General features: G+C 67.9%; 15 protein-coding genes and 1 pseudogene. 7 read left to right on the top strand and 9 right to left on the bottom strand.

All coding sequences use genetic code 11. The features are described from left to right. Positions 1 to 5: 5 nt before the first annotated feature. From fxlM to IG94_RS0136800, 4 genes are all read right to left on the bottom strand, one after another. Entirely contained in the window at positions 6 to 1943 is a 1938-nt protein-coding gene (gene fxlM, locus IG94_RS41195; RefSeq protein ID WP_078892566.1) for a methyltransferase, FxLD system, read from the bottom strand. 29 nt (positions 1944 to 1972) lie between these two features. Further along, positions 1973 to 2875, bottom strand: coding sequence for an NUDIX domain-containing protein (locus IG94_RS0136810; RefSeq protein ID WP_031048022.1), 903 nt, complete (start codon positions 2873 to 2875; stop codon positions 1973 to 1975). A 76-nt stretch (positions 2876 to 2951) separates the two neighbouring features. Further along, positions 2952 to 4241, bottom strand: a complete 1290-nt coding sequence (locus IG94_RS43215; RefSeq protein ID WP_224326642.1) for a M15 family metallopeptidase — start codon at positions 4239 to 4241, stop codon at positions 2952 to 2954. After that, entirely contained in the window at positions 4238 to 5131 is an 894-nt protein-coding gene (locus IG94_RS0136800; protein WP_052411044.1) for an NUDIX domain-containing protein, read from the bottom strand. Before IG94_RS0136800 ends, IG94_RS43215 begins: the two co-directional genes overlap by 4 nt. A 239-nt stretch (positions 5132 to 5370) precedes the next feature. Between IG94_RS0136800 and IG94_RS0136795 the strand changes: the two genes are divergently transcribed. From IG94_RS0136795 to IG94_RS0136785, 3 genes are all read left to right on the top strand, one after another. Further along, entirely contained in the window at positions 5371 to 6279 is a 909-nt protein-coding gene (locus IG94_RS0136795) for an aminoglycoside phosphotransferase family protein (RefSeq protein ID WP_031048015.1), read from the top strand. 193 nt (positions 6280 to 6472) lie between these two features. Beyond that, positions 6473 to 6919, top strand: a complete 447-nt coding sequence (locus IG94_RS0136790) for a hypothetical protein (RefSeq protein ID WP_031048013.1) — start codon at positions 6473 to 6475, stop codon at positions 6917 to 6919. Positions 6920 to 6967: 48 nt separating this feature from the next. Then, the gene (locus IG94_RS0136785; protein ID WP_031048010.1) at positions 6968 to 7789 is read left to right on the top strand and encodes a transposase family protein; all 822 of its coding nucleotides are present in this window, start codon (positions 6968 to 6970) and stop codon (positions 7787 to 7789) included. 195 nt (positions 7790 to 7984) lie between these two features. On the opposite strand, the gene IG94_RS0136775 is transcribed toward IG94_RS0136785, so the two are convergent. Further along, on the bottom strand, positions 7985 to 8731 hold the full coding sequence (locus IG94_RS0136775; RefSeq protein ID WP_031048007.1) for an alpha/beta fold hydrolase: 747 nt from the start codon (positions 8729 to 8731) through the stop codon (positions 7985 to 7987). 93 nt (positions 8732 to 8824) lie between these two features. Here IG94_RS0136775 and IG94_RS0136770 point away from each other — a divergent pair, with 93 nt between their 5' ends. Then, on the top strand, positions 8825 to 9367 hold the full coding sequence (locus IG94_RS0136770) for a TetR/AcrR family transcriptional regulator (protein ID WP_031048005.1): 543 nt from the start codon (positions 8825 to 8827) through the stop codon (positions 9365 to 9367). A gap of 284 nt (positions 9368 to 9651) precedes the next feature. On the opposite strand, the gene IG94_RS41185 is transcribed toward IG94_RS0136770, so the two are convergent. Together IG94_RS41185 and IG94_RS0136760 are read right to left on the bottom strand one after the other, a co-directional pair. After that, positions 9652 to 9927, bottom strand: a complete 276-nt coding sequence (locus IG94_RS41185; protein WP_346009433.1) for a VOC family protein — start codon at positions 9925 to 9927, stop codon at positions 9652 to 9654. 415 nt (positions 9928 to 10342) lie between these two features. Next, positions 10343 to 12001, bottom strand: a complete 1659-nt coding sequence (locus IG94_RS0136760) for a CocE/NonD family hydrolase (RefSeq protein WP_031048001.1) — start codon at positions 11999 to 12001, stop codon at positions 10343 to 10345. Between the two features lie 251 nt (positions 12002 to 12252). Between IG94_RS0136760 and IG94_RS0136755 the strand changes: the two genes are divergently transcribed. Next, complete coding sequence (locus tag IG94_RS0136755) at positions 12253 to 12969, top strand: TetR/AcrR family transcriptional regulator (protein WP_031047999.1); 717 nt, start codon at positions 12253 to 12255, stop codon at positions 12967 to 12969. A 288-nt stretch (positions 12970 to 13257) separates the two neighbouring features. On the opposite strand, the gene IG94_RS0136750 is transcribed toward IG94_RS0136755, so the two are convergent. Further along, a complete protein-coding gene (locus tag IG94_RS0136750; protein WP_224326644.1) occupies positions 13258 to 14325 on the bottom strand; it encodes an FAD-binding oxidoreductase in 1068 nt (355 codons plus the stop codon). Positions 14326 to 14631: 306 nt separating this feature from the next. Next, positions 14632 to 15138: a WDGH domain-containing protein gene (locus IG94_RS44500; protein WP_043485654.1), complete on the bottom strand. Its 507-nt coding sequence runs from the start codon at positions 15136 to 15138 to the stop codon at positions 14632 to 14634. 596 nt (positions 15139 to 15734) lie between these two features. Here IG94_RS44500 and IG94_RS0136740 point away from each other — a divergent pair. Together IG94_RS0136740 and IG94_RS44450 are read left to right on the top strand one after the other, a co-directional pair. After that, the gene (locus IG94_RS0136740) at positions 15735 to 16298 is read left to right on the top strand and encodes a GrpB family protein (protein WP_031047993.1); all 564 of its coding nucleotides are present in this window, start codon (positions 15735 to 15737) and stop codon (positions 16296 to 16298) included. A gap of 134 nt (positions 16299 to 16432) precedes the next feature. Further along, a pseudogene (locus IG94_RS44450) lies at positions 16433 to 17601 on the top strand (transposase). The last annotated feature ends 95 nt before the right edge of the window (positions 17602 to 17696 follow it).

Below are 17696 nucleotides of genomic sequence, written 5' to 3'. Positions count from 1 at the left end.
CCATGTCACTGCCATTCGATGACGATGCGGTTCAGCGGGTTGTCGAAGGTGAAGCGGCCGGGCTTCGGGGCGAGCGGGGTCGCGTCGAGTGGTTGGATTTCGAACCCGACGTCGAGCGTCCGGAAGCCCTGGTTCCAGGTGCGGACCTGGTCGGCGACGTCCGAGGCGAGGGCTTCGGCGTCAGGGCCGTGGCCGATGACGCCGAACTCGTACAGGGTGGCGCCGTCGGGGGCCTTCTTCGCGTAGGGGCGCCGGGTGAGGTAGGTGAGCGTGCCACCCTCGAAGACCGCGGTCGAGGACGGGTAGGGCGCGGTGACCAGGCCCTTCTCGATGGCCTCGTTCGTGGCGGGCATCCGGCTCAGGCCGTTCGGCATGGCGCAGGTGAGCCACAGCTCCAGGTATTCGGCTGACTCCGGACCGCGGAAGGTGACGTCCGTCCACGCCTCGGTGCGCGGCTGGCGGAAGATGTCGCTCAGGGCGTCCGCGTCGACCTTCTGGTCTCCGTTGGTGACGAGGGTGACGGTGTGGTCGGGGTCCAGGGGAACGAAGACGCGCGGGTCGTCGGCGATGCCCTTGCGTAGCGGCATGAACGTGTTCATCTGGCTGCCGACGCTGCGCCAGGCTCCGTCCTGGTTCTCGAAGGCGATCGAGCGGGAGACGCTGCCGCGCAGGCGCAGCGGGGTGAGGAGCCGTCCGCCGGGGGCGAGCTGGTCGAGCCAGGCGTGCGGGATGCCGTGGGCGCCGACGGTGGCTTCGATGCGGTCGTACGGCGCGTTGGGGGCGTGGCCCAGTGCGCCGTCTCCGAGGATCACGTCCACGTTGTGGATGCCGGCGGCGGCCAGTCCGCCGCGCGCTCCGGCCACGATGTCCTCGTCCACGTCGATCGTGGTGACGTGGCCCTTCTCGCCGACGAGGTAGCCGAGGACTCCGGCGTTGAAGCCGCTGCCGGCGCCCAGCTCCAGAATCTTCTGGCCGGGCTGGACGTCGAGCTGTTCCAGCATCATGGCGACGATGTCGGGCTGGGAGGCGCAGCTGATGGAGCGCCCGGATCCGTCGAACTTCGTGTCCACGGGTGCGTTGTCGTACGCCTTCACCAGCGGGGCGCTCGGGAGGAAGAGGTGGCGGGGAACGGTCCGCATGGCCTCCTCCACCCGGGGCGTGCGCACGCATCCCGTCTCGACCAGATGGTCGATCAACTGGGCGCGCAGACGGTCGGCGCAAGGGGCTTCGATGCTGGAGACGCGCGCCGGCCGGTCGGGAAGGCGCCGGGCGCGGAGGAGTTGCTGGATGACCGTGGCGTTCTCGTCGGGGTGCGGGAACAGGTCGATGGCCTCAACGCGGAAGCTGTACTCGGTGAGCAGGTCCTCCCACAGCTGCGGTGTCAGGACCCACATCTGTGTCGGCAGTGGCGGGTCGTCGCGGAGCAGGATCGTCTGCTCCCGTGGCGCTACTTCCGTGGACGGACCGCGGCCGTGCAGGTCGGTGTGCAGGAGCGAGAGGATCAGTGGGGCGCCGGGGCGCAGGCCGTCGCGCAGTGCCGGCAGCGAGCGGTGCGGGTCGATGAAGGCGAGCGTCCCGATCGCGTACGCGGCGTCGAACGGCTCGGCTTCGGCCAGGTACCCGGTCACGTCTGCTTGGACGAACTCGACGTTCGGTACGCCTACATGGGCGGAGACGGCGCGCTCGTGCTGGGTTGAGGACAGTTCGATGCCGGTGACGAGGGCTCCGTGAGCCTGGGCGATGTAGACGGCGTGGTGGCCGGCTCCGGAGCCGATGTCCAGGACGCGGCGGCCCGTGATCTCCCCGAGGACTTCCGCTCCCGGTCCGATCCCTTCCCAGGGTGTCCAGCCGAGCCGGGCGGGGACGGGCGGGGTGTAGGCGCGGGCCAATTGCCGCTGGCCGTAGATGTGCCAGGCCCGGGTGTTGGTGTCCTCGGCGGACATGGTTGCCTCCTGGGTGTGGGTGCTGAGGATCAGGTGTGCGTGATCAGGTAGGCGGGTCCCTCGCCGCGTCGGGCTCGTTCGACGGCGTCGAGGCGGGCGAAGGCACGCGGGGCCATCAGCTCCTGCCAGGTCGCGAGGTCGTGGACGGCCCACATGTCGTGCTCTGCGGGATCGAGTCGGATCCGGTCGAGCCGGCCGGCGGTCAACTGGCCTCCGTCGAAGATGAACCCCACCTTGTTCAGCGGCAGACGGGGCCCGGCGTGAAGAAAGTGCGTCAGGAGCAGCTTCGGCGTCCCCAGACCGAGTTCGAGGCCGGTTTCCTCGACCGCTTCACGCTGGGCGGTCTGCAGCGGGTCCTCGCCCAGGGCGTCCAGGTTGCCGCCCGGGAACTGCCAGAGTCTCGAGCCGTAGACCGAGCGGAGCTGGACCGGCCGGTCATGTTCGTCGCGGATGTACAGGCAGCCGTAGACGGTGTGGTGGGGGACAGTCCGCGCGTACTCCTCGGCCGTCATCGGCATGGGGCGCCCGGGCCGGGCAGGGCGGTGGTCGAACGCGAAGGCGAGCACGCCGAGCGCCTCCTTGGCGGGCGGGTAGATGCTGCGGAGGGCGACAAGCAGTTCCCCGGGCGGTCCGTCCGAGTCGATGCGCGCGGGGTCCTCCGAGCCGAGCAGGTCCTTGAAGGACGGGTACGCAGCGACCCGGTGCACGGTGACGTCGAGTTCCCGGCCGGTGTCCCGGTCGTGGAAGACGACGGTGTCGCCGACGGCGACGGCCCGCTTGTTCGGGGTGGCCGTCCTGACCTCGATCGTCTTGCGGCCCGCCTCCACTTGGCGGTAGTACCGCCCGAGCAGGTGCATGTGGTGCTCCCGCGGTCCGTCTCCGCCCGTCGGGCTCGGGATGGCCGGGATCGTCCGTCGGGTGTCGTCAGGCACAGGTGTCTCCGTTCGATGCTTTCCACTTGTTGCCGGTCCGGGAGTCGAAACCGGGCCAGGGTGTGGGGCCGCGCTCCTATGTCGCGCTGTCGGCGGGCTGGGCCTGGTGGATCGGTCCGTAGCGAGCGTGCGGTTCCCGCCGCATCAGCGCGTGGTACCGGTCCGCTGCCGAGAAGTGCCAGAACTCGGTCCCGTAGTTCGTGAAGTCGGCGCTCTCCATCGCATTGAGCAGCAGCGTGCGGTGGTGGCGCGCACGGTCGCTGATGTTCGTGGCGTGCATGAAACAGGCCCCGTGGCTTTCCTCCGGGGAGGCGTTGACGCGGGTGCCGAGGTCCAGTTCACGGCCGTCCTGGTCGACGAGGGTCACGTCCACGGCCGCGCCCGCGGAGTGGGGTGCGATCTCCGGTGGTGACACGTACCGGCTGGCGTTCTGGTGCAGCTCCTCGGCGGTCCAGTCAGGGTGGGTGGCGGCCAGCTCGTCGCGGTACTCGGTGAAGTAGCGCTCCTGGAGTGCGAGCGGCCGGTAACCCTCGATGAACAGGAGATCGGTGCCGACGGGCAGGAGCGAGCGGGCCTGCTGCAGGCGGGCCAGGACACCCTCGCGGACGTGGGCGAACGCACCCAGAGGATCTTGCTTACGGGGGTCGACGCGGAAGCCGTGGTTTCGCACGTCGACGAGGGGTTCCCCGCACTCGTGCACCGGGATCGCGGCGACCCGCGGATCGGACATCAACACCGGAGGGTTCACCGCATCTCCCTGGGACGACGTGCACCGCGGTGACGGGACGGGGGAGGCACAGGCCAGGTCGGTCTCGCGCAGGATGCGCGCGATGGTGTCCCGCAACGTGCTGTCGGCCGGGATCACGGTCTCCAGGCCGTCGGGCAGCAGATCCAGCTCGCGGTACCAGGAAGTGAGATGGGCGTCGGTGACATGCTCCAGGTACGCGGCATCCGCCTTCGAGGCGTGCCGGACCAACGTCGCCTCCAGCGGCACGTCCAGGTAGTAGCAGTGGGAGGAGCCGCGATGGTCCCGTACCAGAGACGTGATCATGTGGCTGTAGCGGTCGGCGTACAGAATCCCTTCGAGCACCACGTGGAAGCCGGCGTCCAGGGCTTCGCGAGCGATACTGCCCAGCATGGCGATGTTGGCGCCGCGTGCGGTGTCGTGTTCCCTGAGCACGTCCCGGCGGATCACGTCCTGGCCCACGATCGCGATACCGCGGCCGTAGTGATCTCGCAGGCCCTGGGCCACGCTGGACTTGCCTGACGCCGAGTTCCCGCGGATCACCACGAGGCGGGTGTCGTGACGGCCGGTCGCCGTCGTGGCGGGCGCAAGGTGAGGTGTGTCGCTCGGGGGGCGGGTCATGCGGGCCAGCCCGTCTCGCTGTACGGCTCGCCGTTCTGGATCTTCGTGATGGCCAGGCGGGTATAGGAAACGAGGTCGTCGGGAAGGGCGGCGGGATCCCAGAACTTCCACTGGGTGCACTTGTCCGGCTCGCGCAGCACCGGCTCGCCGCCCCAGGTACGGGCGCGGAAGAACAGGGCCATGCGGGGCGGGTTCCTGGGCTGACCGATGTGGTGGACGACATGGACGAGTTCTACGTCCCGGCGCTCGATGTGCAGCCCGGCTTCCTCCATCGCTTCCCTGATCAGGCAGTCGATGGCGTTCTCCTGCTCGCAGTGGCCGGCCAGGACGTGCCAGGTGGACGGCGCGAACGCGGAGTCGGGGTGGCGCAGCCCGAGCAGCACCGTCCCGTCGGGGCGTTCCAGGTAGAGGTGGACGCCGATGATGTGGGGGACCGTGCCGTGCGGTGACGGTGGACGATGTTCCTCGGGCGCGGGCGCGGGTCCGCTCTGCATCGGCGGGAGGCCGGCGGCGTGGCGCCGTACGAGGGCGCTGGTCGTGTCCGCGATGCGCAGGCGGTGGAGGTCGTCGGGGGCGAACCAGGCGAGCATTACTCCTTCGGTCAGGTGGAGTTCGCGCGGGTCGCCGTTCCAGCGGCCTGCGTAGACGGCGATGGGTACGGTCGTGCCGTCGTCGTGGGAGGCGTACTCGGTGGCGAACGGGGACAGGCCGGCGAGATCGAGGCCGGCTTCCTCGGCCAGTTCGCGCCGCACGGTGTGTTCCAGGGTGGCGTCCTGGGGCTCTCGGCCGCCGCCGAGCAGGGACCACATGCCTGGTTCCCAGATCTGACCGGGGAAGTAGTCGCGGAGGTGGAGCAGGTACTCGCCGCGGTCGTCGTATTTACCGACCATGGACGTGACCGGGTCGGCCCTGAGCTGGGATGATGTGTTGCCAATCCGTACGCGACGCGGCAGGGATGCTTGCGGATGTTCCGTCTCGCGCCACAGGTTCCAACGGTCCCGGAGCCGGAATCTCACTGAATCGCCCTGCGGCCTGCGCTGCCTCCAGGTCCGCGCCTCAGCGAACCTGCCCACGGCTGGGCTGTCGAAAGTCACTAGCTTTCGTTCCATCCAGCGACGAAACTTCCGATGTGACGCTTCACGAGAATGAGATCCCAGTCGACGAGACTCTGGTTCGATCACTGCTGAAGACACAGCGCCCAGAGTGGGCGGACCTCCCGTTGTCGCCCGCAGGCGCAGGTACGGACAACACCATGTACCGACTTGGCGATGACCTTCTCGTGCGACTCCCAAGAACCGCCGACAACGGACAGTCCGTACAGAAGGAACAGGAATGGCTTCCTCGCCTGGCGCCCCATCTTTCATGTCCGGTTCCCGAACCCCTCCACGCCGGGATGCCCACCGATGCCTTTCCTATGGTCTGGTCGGTGTATCGCTGGATTGACGGTGACGAAGCCGGGCCGGGCACCATCCGGAATTGGGCTGCCTTCGGAGCGGACCTCGCGGCGGTCGTGAGGGAGCTCCACCACATCGACCTCATGGGAGCGACTCGCGCGAACGGCCTCAGCTGGTACCGCGGAGGTAGCCTGGCCCCATGCGGAGAGTGGATCAGCCGGTGTCTCAACGATTGCCGAACCATCTTGGGCGCTGAGCTCGACGTCGACACCCTGGAGCAGTTGTGGCGAGCCGGGCTCGCACTGCCCGAGCCCTCCGGGTCTCACGTGCGGCTCCACGGTGACCTCAAGCCGACCAACCTCTTGGTCCGAGAAGGCAAGCTCCACGCAGTCATCGACTTCGGAGGACTCTCGGTCGGCTTTCCCGATGCCGAGCACTCCACGCTCTGGGACCTGCCACCAGAGGCACGACTGGCCTACTGGGACGCCTTGAGCCTCGACGATTTGACCTGGACCCGTGCCCGAGCCTGGGCCATCGCGGTGGGCGTCAGTGGAATCTCCTATTACTGGAACACCTTCCCCGCCTTCGTGGCCGAATGCCGAACGCGCCTTCAGGCAATTCTCACTGAGTGGTGTGCATCATGAAGTTGCATGTCACGGGTCTGGTGTGAATGGCGGGTTGGGTACTCATCCCGGTCGGCGGCCGATGACCATGGCGTAGATCGTCGGGCAGGTCCGGCTCCGGCGGGATGCCGGGTTCGGCTGCGCCCACGACCGGCCCCCGCCTACGATCCGTCAGCAGGTCGGCACGCCGTGAGAACGCGGGAGGGCGCGGGTGATGCAGGAGCGGCAGTGGATCACCGCCCGCCGGAGCGAACTGGACGCCCTCACCGAGGAGTTGACCAAGCAGCTTCAGGAGGTCCAGGTCGAGCGGGACGAGCTGGCGATCGCGGAGCGGGTGTTAAACCGCCTGGCCGAGCAGGTCCAGGCGGACGCCGAGGCTGCCGCTCCGGTATCGGTGCAGGTGGCCGGGCGGGCGGTGCTGCTCATCCCGCACCGCAGCGACGCGGCCTATGAGGGCGCGCTGCCCGGCGACTACCGCAAGATTCTGGCGATCGTGCGGGAGGCCGACGGCCCGGTGCAGGTCAGGGCGGTCGGCGAGCGGCTGGGACTGGACGCCTCGGTGCGCGGCAAGCTGGAGCCGCTGCGGGCGAAGATGACCAAGCTCGCCGACCGTGGCTGGCTGCACAAGCGGGGCGACGGGCGGTTCACGGCACGTCCGTAGTCACGCGGGGCGCGCCCGTAACTGACGGGCCCCCGAAGGCAGTTGAGTTTGTGTGACGAAAACAACAATTGCGTCGAAGGCCCTGACGGCCTCGTCTACACCGCCACCCTGAACTGGCTCGCCGACCTGATACGCGGCCACCTCAAGAAGATCGGCTCCAGGTGGCGCGCCCTGCCCGCAGGGAAGATCGCCACCATCGTGCTGGCAGTGCTGCGCTGTGACCAGCGGCCCGGCGACATGGCCGGCGGCAACGGAGTACACCGCACCACCGTTACCCGGTGGGTCCGCGAGGTCATCGGCCTGCTCGCCGCCCGTGCCCCACGCCTGGACCGGGCACTGAAGAAGATCGCCCGAATGGGCGGCGGCATCGTACTGCTGGACGGATCTGTGATCCGCACCCGGCGCAGAACCGGGAAGGAAAACCGGAAGAACTACTCCGGCAAGAACAAATGCCACGGCCTGCTCGTGATCGCGCTCACCGACGACCGGGGCCGACTGCTGTGGATCTCGGCGGCCCGCCCCGGGCGCACCTCGGAGATCACCGCCTGTCGACACGACCAGCTCACCCAAAAACTGCGGGAAGTCGGACTCGGAGCCATCGCCGACCTGGGATTCATCGGCCTCGACGACGGCGGCCCCGACGCCGACCCTGCGGTGATCACCGGCTACAAGGCCGCCCGGAACCGGCCCTTGACACGAGGCCAGAAGCTGTCCAACACGGCACTGGCGGCCGTCCGGGCACCCGTCGAGCACGGCTTCGCCCACCTCAAGAACTGGCGCGTCCTCTGCAAGGTACGCACCGACCCCTCTTGGGCGACCGTCCTGGTCCGGGCCCTGTTGGTCCTCACGAACCGCGAAGTCGCCCGATGATCGACGATCTTCACCAAAGTCACCCGCCGACGACCAGCACGAGCATCCCGATGCCCACGCACACCAGCCCCGTGACCAGCTACTTCAGCTTGCACGGGACTGAATGAACATCTTGCGAGTCACCGTCATCATGGCCATGCCCTCACGTGCAAGCGACCTCATCACCGCGAGGAGGTCGCCCACCGGTACCGGATTTCAGGCGGGCAGGGAGTCCCAGAATCGGTTGAGTACCTCCGCGCCCCGGTCAGGGTCCTGGAGCATCCAGTAGTGGGTGAGGTGGTCCAGTTCCACTGCCTGTGCTCCGGTTCGCGCGGCCATGTCCAGGTCCATCGCGGGCTGTGCCATAGGGTCGCCGGTCGGGATCAGGACGAGTCCCGGCGCGGGAGCGGGGCGGTCGAAGTCCTTGCCCCAGTCGGCGTGGAAGTTGGGCCAGGCCGAGCGGTAGAGCGTCAGGATGGCCGTGCTCATCTCCTCGTCGTGGATGGTGTCGACTTCTGCCGCCAGTTCGGCGCTCATCCCCCGGGGGCGGAGGAAGTCGCCGAAGCTGGGGCTGCCGGGGGTCTGGGTGCGCAGCGACGCGAGCAGCTCCTCGCCCTCCGGGGTCTTCTGGAAGAGGGTGGCCGCCTCGTGCCACTGATAGTCGGGGTGCCAGCCGTGTGCGACGTCGGACACCCAGCTGCGGACCGGAACGTCGTAGGCGGAGACGATCCGCATCACCAGATGCGCGCCCCAGTCGTGGCCCACGAGATCGACGGGCTCACCGAGGGCGCGCAGCTCGTTCGCAAGCCAGACGGCGTACGCCTCCTTGCCGTCCAGGTGGGCCGGGCGAGGGCTGCCGAATCCGGGCAGCCGCAGGGCCGTGGTGGGGCGGTCGATCCGCCCCCGGAGGTCGTTCCAGACGGAGGGCGTCTCCGGTACTCCATGGATGAACACAACGGTCATGACCGCTCCTGACGAAGTGAAGTGGATTCGTTATCGACTTAACCGTAGCACCAACCTGATAGGCTATCCACATAGGTATGCGAAGGAGGGATCATGAGGTCGGATGCCGCACGCAACAGGCAGAGGATCTTCGATGAGGCCCGCGGCGCCGTCATCGGCGGAGAGATCGCGCTCACCCTCAACGAGCTCGCGCGCAGGGCGGGCGTGGGGGTCGGGACGGTCTACCGGGTCTTCCCCACGCAGCGGGCCATGCTGGAGTCCGTCCTGGAAGAGGCGGTCCGAGAGCTCGTCGATGCGGCGGCCGCAGCCGGCGGACACCCCGATCCCGCCAAGGCGCTCGTTGACTTCCTCCGCACGGCGCTCCTGACGGCCCTGGCGCAACCGGGCCTCACCGACGTTCTGATCACCGGGTCCGACGAGACGGACTCGCTGCACCGGGCCAAGGGAGAGCTGGTCGAAGTCACCTCCCACCTGCTCGCACGCATCCGCCCTGCCCCTGCCCTCACCGGCGAAAACCTGCTCAAGCTCCTGTGCGGCCTGATCCACGCCGTCAGCGAGCACCCGGCGGAGCGGCAGGGGGACGCGATCGACAACTACCTCGACATCCTCCGGGCCGGCATCGCACCCACCCTCTGACGACCGGGGCTCTGGGCGCGGGCTGGGCTCGAACTCGGATGTTGGGCCGGAGGCTGCATCGTGCCGCTCGTCATGCAGTCCTCCTTGACGTGGACGCGAAGGCGCTTCGGAGCACGGCGGGCTTATCGGATGCCCGCCAGTGGCCGGTTGCCGCTCGGGCGCACGTACCGTTGGTACGCGCGCACGAGCGGGGAAGATGGCGACTGTTCGTGAACATTGGTCAGCGCGACCGTCAGATGTGAGAGCCCGCTGCCGTGTCGCGTCCGTCCGGAACCGTGTCGCGGTCAGGCGTCTTCGCCGATCCTTTCGATCAGCTCGATGGCCGGCCCATGGGCCAGACCGTCCAGGTACACGAAGCGTGTCCGGCCTGCGATCGACGCCTCGAAGGTGACCGGAGCCCCTTCTCCCGTCGCTCGCAGCGATTCGAGGTGCTGGTCGATGCTTCCCACCACGTAGGCGAGGTGGTGGACGCCTTCGCCGTGGAGGTCGAGGAACTCCGTGTACGGTGAGCGGCCATCGAGCGGCTGGATCAGTTCGATCTCCGAAGATCCCGTCCTTATGAAGCCGTAGCGGGCAGAGGAGCCGACCTCTTCCCCGTGAAGTTTGGCCGTGATCCGTTATCTGCTCTGTGTTGACCCCCACCGTTTCTCGTAGTCGGCGACGGCACGGTCGAAGTCTTCCACGATGATGCCGACGTGACAGAGAGGCGGAAGGCTGATGGGCACGGGGGTCTCCCTTGGTTTGTTGAACTGAGCTGTTTCCGGACTGTCGTTCGCGCTGGTCGGTGGGCTTTCGGTGGCGGGACGGCGGGGCTGGGCTGTGCCGCCTGGCACCTGTGGTGATGCTGGGCCCGCGGGGCCCCGCCCACCGGCCTGGCCAGGGCTCCGCGGCATGGTCGTCGGCCGCGCTGCGTGGGGGAACTGTGCTCCGCCCCGTGAGCCAACGCGACGAGGATGTCCAGCGGTGGGGCGTTCCTCAGTGCCGCGCACGGGCCGGGGGCACCGTGAACGTGGCCGGGCCGGGCTTCAGCTGCGCCGCGTTGATCTGCGTGAAGGTGTCGAGCCACGGCGCCCGGTCGCCACCAGTCGCGATGTCCTCCACGGCGAGGCGGTGGCCGGCCCGCAGGGTCCAGTCGGTCGACTTCAGGCCGATGTCCAGCCGGTCCCGGTCCAGCCGGGAGACTCGCTCGTCGAATGCGACAGCGTTGCCGTCCTCGTCCACGTCGTACAGCTTGACCATGACGTTCCCCTCACCCTTGGCCGTCATGGTGATTCGGGGCGTGCCGGTGACCCGGGTGGCCGTCTCAAGAGGTCCGGACCAGACGATGAAGCTCGCAGCGTCACGACCGGCTTCCTGTTCCGGGGGTGTCGGCTGCGAACCCGCTCCGCTGTCCATGTACGAGCCGTTGCCGAGACGGAGGTTCGCGGAGCGGTTCGCTGTGGGCCAGGACTTCTCCGCGCGCCAGTTGCCCAGGTTGTCCTGGACGGCGTAGTTCGGGTACTGGATCTTCGGGTCGATGCCCTTGAGGTGTTCGTCGAAGAAGGACAGTGTCTCCTTGAACCAGGTCGCGCGGCCCATCGCGAGCTTCCCGTCCCGTGTGCGCTCATTGCCGCGTACGTGGTCCCAGGGGCCGATCCAGGCCCGCTGGGGGCCGCGGTGATTGTCGAGGAACTCCTCCATCCCCACGGGCAGGGTGTTGGTCTCGGCGGTGCCTTGGGTGAAGAGAAGGGGAGTGGCGGTGTCCTTCGCGTTCCTGGCCGGGCTGCGGTCCTTCCAGTACGGGTCGGCCGGGTCACCGATGGAGGGACCGAAGGAGTTGAGCACCAGGCACTCGGGGTGCTTCTTCTCGTACGCGGCGTTGGTCCGGTACCGCTTGTCCTCGTCCGGCAACTGGGCCAGGCCGGCAATGCGGTTGTAGCTGGTGGGCAACTGGACGCTGTTCGGGCGGGGCACGCCGTTGGAGTGGAGCTGCTGATACAGATCCCAGATGGGCTCCTGGGCGACGACGGCTTTCAGTGCGTCGTGTTTGACGTTGTTGCCGAGGAGACCGGTGTAGGCGTCGAAGGATTTTCCGTACATTCCCACCGCGCCTGTGGACCAGGGCTGTTTCGCGCTCCAGTCGATCGCGGCCTTGACGTCGGCCTGGTCTCCGGGCCCGCCGAGGTCGAGACAGCCGGTGGAGCCGCCGAAGCCGCGCGTGTCCACCATGACGAAGGCGTACCCCTTGTCGAACAGGTCGGTCCCCTCCAGGAGGTCCTGAAAGCGCTCCGAGGGGCCGGCGTGCTCCTCCTCGACCTCCATCTCCCCCGAGTGACCGAAGTACGCGCTGGCCGACATGATGACGGGCACCTTCGCACCCTCGGGGAGCTTCTCAGGAAGCAGAACGTCGGCGTGCAGCTCGGTCTTGGAGCCGTCCGAGGAGGGGAAGTAGTGCTGGGTCCAGCGCGCCCCCTCCGGCACCCGCTCGTTCTCCTCGTGCGTGACCGAATCGGTAGCAGTGGCGACGGTCGTCCTCCCGGTTCGGCCGCCGTCGGTTACCTGGTCCGGCGCGGCGACGGCTGCCCCTATGAGGCCGCAGGTCAGAGCGCAGGCCGTGAGCACGGCTGCGGCGGTGGCGGCTGGTCGTTTCCTCATGCGGTACTCCGGAGCTCGGGTAGGGGTGGGCTCGGAAGGGGATCACTCGCTGCGCAGGTCGGCCTTGCACAGCGAGCGGCAAAGGCCACCGCGCGGCGGGACCCCCTGTCACTTAGTGACAGTGTCACTAAGTGACAGATATTGCAAGTGGATGCGCTTGAGTCCGGATCGAGGCGCGCTAGCTGGCATGCAGCGTCACTTAATGCCAATATGGCACTGAGTGCGCGCGATGGTGAAAGGGTGGCGAAAAGATGGCCGACGACGTGGTATCGACCGAACGCAGCCGTGGCGGGATGAGTGAGCAGCGCCGCCGTCGTGTACGTCTGGAGATCTCGCGGGAGGCGGCACGCCTGTTCTGGGCGCAGGGCGTCGACGGCACGAGCGGGGACCAGATCGCCGAGGCGGTGGGCCTGTCGACCCGCACCATCTGGCGTCATTTTCGAAGCAAGGAGAGCTGCGCGGAGCCGATCGTTGCGCAGAGCGTGGAGTGGGAACTGGCCACTCTGCGCAGTTGGCCGCTGCACCGCTCTTTGGAGGAGCACTTCGCCACGGAGGCGAAGCGGTTGGTCAGCGAGATCAGCCCTTCGGAGCAGGCCGATGCCGGGCTGGGCGTCAAGATGATTCGATTGGCCGAGACCGAACCGGCCCTGCGCACGGCCTGGCTGATGGCCTGCGACCAGGTGGAACACGAACTGGCAGCGGTCATCGCGACTCGCCTCGGACTCAAGCCCGACGACCTACAGATACGTCTGCACGCCGCTGCCGCCGCGGCCGCCCTGCGAGTCATCAACGAGTACGTCGGAGCCGGCCTTCTGGACGGCACCGATCCGCGGAAGCTCGGTGACGAGAGTTTCGCTTTCATTGCGGACGCTGTCCGCACGGCCACCGGGGGCGCCGTGGGCGACCCGGTCCAGGTCGACGAGGCGCCCGCCGCGCCGGACGAGGGCGCCGCCGATCGACAGGAGTAAGCGGTGCCCCCTAAGCGGCACACTCCGATGGGCTCAGCCACGGAGGCAGGAGGGGACACGGCCGCTGCTGCACGTACTGTGTACGCCGCTCAACCGCCGATCTCCCAGGGCACGACAACGCCGTAGCGCCCATATGAACTCTGTGGCCCAGGGCGCTATTTCGGCCAGTCCGACGAAGACCCCGGCTCTCCATCCCGGATACAGCGGCCGGTGGCGCCTGACCCTGCCCGGCGCCCTGGACCCGGGGAGCGCTTCTCCCCGGGCGACGAACAGGACCTTCGACAAGCCCTACCGTCCCAGTTCAGAGGCGCTCCCCGGCGGGACCGCCGGCACCCCCCGATGCTCCGGTTCCACGCCTGACACGGGCCCGGAACCGGCGTCGGCACTCCCGCTGGGGAGCGGCGTGGCGGCGAAGACGGAGTCCGGGTCGACCGCAGACTTCACGGCTAGCAAACGCTCGGTGTTCGGCCCGTAGGACTCCGCGACCTGGTCGGGAGTCTCCGGCCCCAGGAAGTTCACGTAGCCACCCGGCAACGAGAACGGCTCAAGCGCCGCGTGCAACGCTTCCAGCCAGCGCAGGTGCGGGGACCTACCATCGCCGGCTCCTGCGTTGCCCTTGCTTTCGCCCTCCCACAATGAGATCAGCTCGACCATCAGGTGCGGTTCGCGTCGGCCGAAAGCCGTCGAGCCGAGGGGCAGACGGGCGGCGGCACCATGGAACTGATGCCACACGATCGCGGAGAACGGTGAGGTGAACTCCTGGGCAGCCCGGTCCAGGACGGTCGCGATGGAGCCGGAGATGCTCTGGACGGTGCGCGTGCGAATCGCGCCCATCCGCCCGGGTGGGAACATGGTGTCCGTCGCGGCCAACGCCGCGGAACGGGCGACCGGTCCAATCTCGGCCAGCACGGGTGTACCGAGTCTGGCCAGGGCACGCACCGGCCCGTTCTCGGCGTTCCCCACCTCGATGTCCCCCGACCAGGTCGGCGCGACGTACACCGTCGGCTTCCCGTCCGGGCCGGGAAGGAACCCCACGTCCACCGTCAGCTCATCCGGACAGTCCTGAAGGATCCCACCGAGGTCGGCGAGAACGTCGGCGCTCTGGACGATCGGGTACAAGATGGTGCCCGACACGACTGTCGGCACGGGGTGCAGACGGATCCGCGCCGAGGTCACGACACCGAAGTTGCCGCCGCCGCCCCGCAACGCCCAGAAGAGGTCCGGATGATGGTCGGCGTCGGTGTGCACTCGTGAACCATCGGCCAGGACGACTTCGGCACCGAGCAGGTTGTCGGCCGCGAGCCCGAACTGCCCAAGCAGGGGGCCGTATCCGCCGCCGAGCGTGAGGCCGACCATGCCGACTGCGCCCGCCGTAGGCTGACCGGAGGCAGAAGGGGTGTCCGGCTGCCGGGCCGGCGTACCGTCCGCCTTCTTGCTATGCCGGGTTGACGCCGTCAGTGGGCTGCGGCTGACGCGCGCCGTTTCGCGCACTCTGGCCTTCCCGACCCCGACCTGGCGCCTGACCCTCACCGTCGTCCGCGACGTACTCGCGCAGGTCCTCGGACATCGGCGTCCGACGACCCGCACCTGCGCAACCTCGACGGCCGCGACCTCTATGGAAAGTCGGCGGCGAACTGAGCGAGACGGCTGGCGCGGGACAGGTCAACAGCTTCGGGGGCCTTTTCCTCTGCTCTGAAGAGCGTGGCGACCGCTTCGGTGCGCAGGCAGGCCTGCTTCTCGCTGATGGTCCGTGGTGAAGAGGTGGGCGCGGCGCTCGCCTGGGAGATCGGGGAGGGCGGCGCCGGGGATGCCCTCCGCGACGCATGTCGTAGATCCATCCCCACTGAGGAGGGTGCGCAGCCGGCGAGCTACGTCGGTGGTGCTGTGCCCGTCCCATACGGGCGCCGTCTCTACCTCGGGCACGTCACCGAACAACGACCAGCTATTGGCTCGGTAGTGATTGCTGACCTGCCCCGTGGGGAGCTGAGCCATGACTATGAACCAGCCGCCTCCGAAGCATGGTTCACCGTCGTGGTGTTTCCATGAGTGGACGACGGGGTACCTGGCGGCCAGCCACGCCCGGACTGCGTGTGCGTGGTAGAGCAGCCTGAATTCGTACAGCTCGTCGAAGGTGTGGAACCCGTCGGAGATGCTGCCGGTGTCGGTCATTACTGGCTCCAGATTATGTAGAGCCCGCGGCGCGGGCTTCGCCGCTAACACGCGGCGGGTCTTGCCCACCTTGCCGGGCACCTCGACAGCCTGGCCGGGCTGAAATGGTCAGCCCAAAAACGTAACTCAGGCCAGACTTCGTTGCAAGCGTTGTCTGCCGAGAGCCGCTCGAGTGAGGACCCGGGATAGCGGCGGCAGACTCAGGGACCGCTCGCAGATCGGGTTCTTGTGTACTGCACTCGCAGCAGGGACGCGACATCGATAGCCCCGGCGCCGACAAAGTATCCGCAGTGATGACGAAGGGGCAGCCGCTCATCCGAGGGGCCAACAGTCCTCTGGCCCGCCTCAGGAGCCTGTTGGTTCGCGCGCCGCAATCCATGCCGCTGAGCAAGGACAACTGTGCCTGGGCCGAGCATGTCGCGCTGCACGGTAGATTCGACCTGTTCCGGGTCGAGCAGGAACGCGTCGCCGATCTCGGCGCGACGCAGGTCCCGATCCGCCGAGCCCGCGTGACGACGGCGAGGCTCGACGAAGCCGCCAACCGCAGCCCCGTCGATCGAGGTGGTGAACTGGCGCAAGACGTAAAGGATGTGTTGGTGATGAACAGCAGCAAGCCTCGTCGGCCGGACGTCACGATGGCCGAGATCATCGGTGGTCCAGAAGCGCTCGAGGTCGGCCTTGGCGACTATGACGCCCGGTGGGCGGAGGTCTACCTGCATCACCGGCGTCGGATCCTTGACGCGTTGGCGGCAGTGGACGTCGATGTCGAGCACATTGGATCGACTTCGGTTCCAGGCCTTGCCGCCAAACCGATTGTTGACATCGTCGTCGCGGTGGCCGACATCACAGCAGAGGAGGACTACCTCGACGGGCTGTTGGCCGCAGGTTACGAACTGCGGGTTCGCGAGCCAGGACATCGGCTCGTGCGTACGCCGACTCGCGACGTTCACGTGCACGTATATGAACGAGGGGACGCAGCGGTGCACGAGTACCTTCTCTTCCGTGACCACTTGCGCACCAATGCAGACGATCGCGCCCTGTACGAGAGTGCCAAACGAGCTCTGCTCAGCCAGCAGTGGAACGACATGAACGACTACGCCGACGCCAAGAACGACGTCATCTTCACGATCAAGACTCGAGCCAGGGCAACTCGCCAATGACGCGGGATGGTGTCACGGGTTTGTGATCTGTGAATCTGTTCGACTGGCGACGCCTACCGGTTGTTTGTTGACGGCGGGTTCGAGCGGGAGTAGGCCGTGAATCGAGGCGTCAACTACGGTCTGGGGAACCCGAGATGACGAAGCGGCGCCGTGTCCGCCTGCACCGGGTCCGCTGGAAGCGTACGCCGTCCTTTTCGATGATCCCTTCGGGACGCTGGCGCAGCGGCGGGGCTTTCGCGAGTTCCTGGCCGGGCTGTTGTTGCCGCGGGACCGCAACAAGACACTGACATGCCTGGCCGGCACGGAGCCCGTGGTGGGTGCCCAGCATGCGGCGGTGCAGCGCCTGCAGTTCTTCCTGTCCGAGTCAACCTGGGACGGCGAGCAGATCAATGCCCGCCGCCTGCAGCTGTTGCTGGCCGACCCGGCCACGGCACCGCATGACGGCGGAGTGCTGGTAATCGACGATTCCGGGGATCGCAAGGACGGGGCGCGACCGCCCATGTGGGCAAGCAGTACCTCGGCCAAACGCGGCCACGGTGCCTGGCAGTACAAGGACGCCTTCCGGCCCGTCGATGCCGCTCGCGAGCTGGCCTGGTATGGCCCTGAACAGAGCGGCGACTGGCAGCCTGTGACCCGCACCTTCCGCAACGGACGCACCACGACCTGGTGGGCCGCCGACGCCCGGCTGGGCTGGTTGGTGGGGACCCGACGGCGTGATCCGGCTCGTGGTGGCCACCACCGACCCGGCCACCCTGCCCGAGACGTCCACCTGGTACCTGGCCACCAACCTGCACCGGCCCGGATCACCCCGCGCGGCACACAGCCGCCACCCGGCCGCCGATCTCACCGAAGTGGTACGGCTCTGCGGCCTGCGGCACTGGGTCGAGCAGAGCTACAAACAAGTCAAGGACGAACTCGGCTGGGCCGACTTCCAGGTCCGCTCCGACACCGCGATCCGCCGCCACCAGACCCTCGTGAACTGCGCGTTCAGCTTCTGCTGGAACACCTGGTTCACCGCCAACCCACCCACCCCCGCCCACTCCGGTCGGCCCACCACCCGAGCTTGACGCGCCGCCAGGACGGGCAGAGAGGGGGAGAACCCGGGTCCCAGCAGCCCCGAACGGCCTGCTGGCCCCAGGCTCCGCGCCGTCCGTGGCTGGCTGATGCCCTGGGCCACACTGCAACGCTACTGGCGGGCCTGGACGACCAAGCCCTCGCCCACATCACTACAGGAACTGATCAACACCGTCGGCACCGGCAGACCCCTGGACCTCTACATCCCGACCTTACAAACCACCGCTAGTACTCCAGCAGTACTTTGAGGCTTGACCTGGGGAAATGTCGAGCGGTGGGAGTGTAGCGGGACGGTTCATGGTCACGTACGGGTTCTGCCGGCAC

Source organism: Streptomyces olivaceus (assembly GCF_000721235.1).
In the GTDB taxonomy this organism is placed as follows: domain Bacteria; phylum Actinomycetota; class Actinomycetes; order Streptomycetales; family Streptomycetaceae; genus Streptomyces; species Streptomyces olivaceus.
This window is presented reverse-complemented; position numbering and strand designations above follow the sequence as displayed.

Coding starts and splice junctions, on each gene's coding strand:
- IG94_RS0136790 (WP_031048013.1), top strand. CDS start 6,473: ATGCAGGAGCGGCAGTGGATCACCGCCCGCCGGAGCGAACTGGACGCC.
- IG94_RS44500 (WP_043485654.1), bottom strand. CDS start 15,138: ATGACCGACACCGGCAGCATCTCCGACGGGTTCCACACCTTCGACGAG.
- IG94_RS0136770 (WP_031048005.1), top strand. CDS start 8,825: ATGAGGTCGGATGCCGCACGCAACAGGCAGAGGATCTTCGATGAGGCC.
- fxlM (WP_078892566.1), bottom strand. CDS start 1,943: ATGTCCGCCGAGGACACCAACACCCGGGCCTGGCACATCTACGGCCAG.
- IG94_RS0136775 (WP_031048007.1), bottom strand. CDS start 8,731: ATGACCGTTGTGTTCATCCATGGAGTACCGGAGACGCCCTCCGTCTGG.
- IG94_RS0136750 (WP_224326644.1), bottom strand. CDS start 14,325: ATGGTCGGCCTCACGCTCGGCGGCGGATACGGCCCCCTGCTTGGGCAG.
- IG94_RS0136760 (WP_031048001.1), bottom strand. CDS start 12,001: ATGAGGAAACGACCAGCCGCCACCGCCGCAGCCGTGCTCACGGCCTGC.
- IG94_RS0136800 (WP_052411044.1), bottom strand. CDS start 5,131: ATGGTCGGTAAATACGACGACCGCGGCGAGTACCTGCTCCACCTCCGC.
- IG94_RS43215 (WP_224326642.1), bottom strand. CDS start 4,241: ATGACCCGCCCCCCGAGCGACACACCTCACCTTGCGCCCGCCACGACG.
- IG94_RS0136755 (WP_031047999.1), top strand. CDS start 12,253: ATGGCCGACGACGTGGTATCGACCGAACGCAGCCGTGGCGGGATGAGT.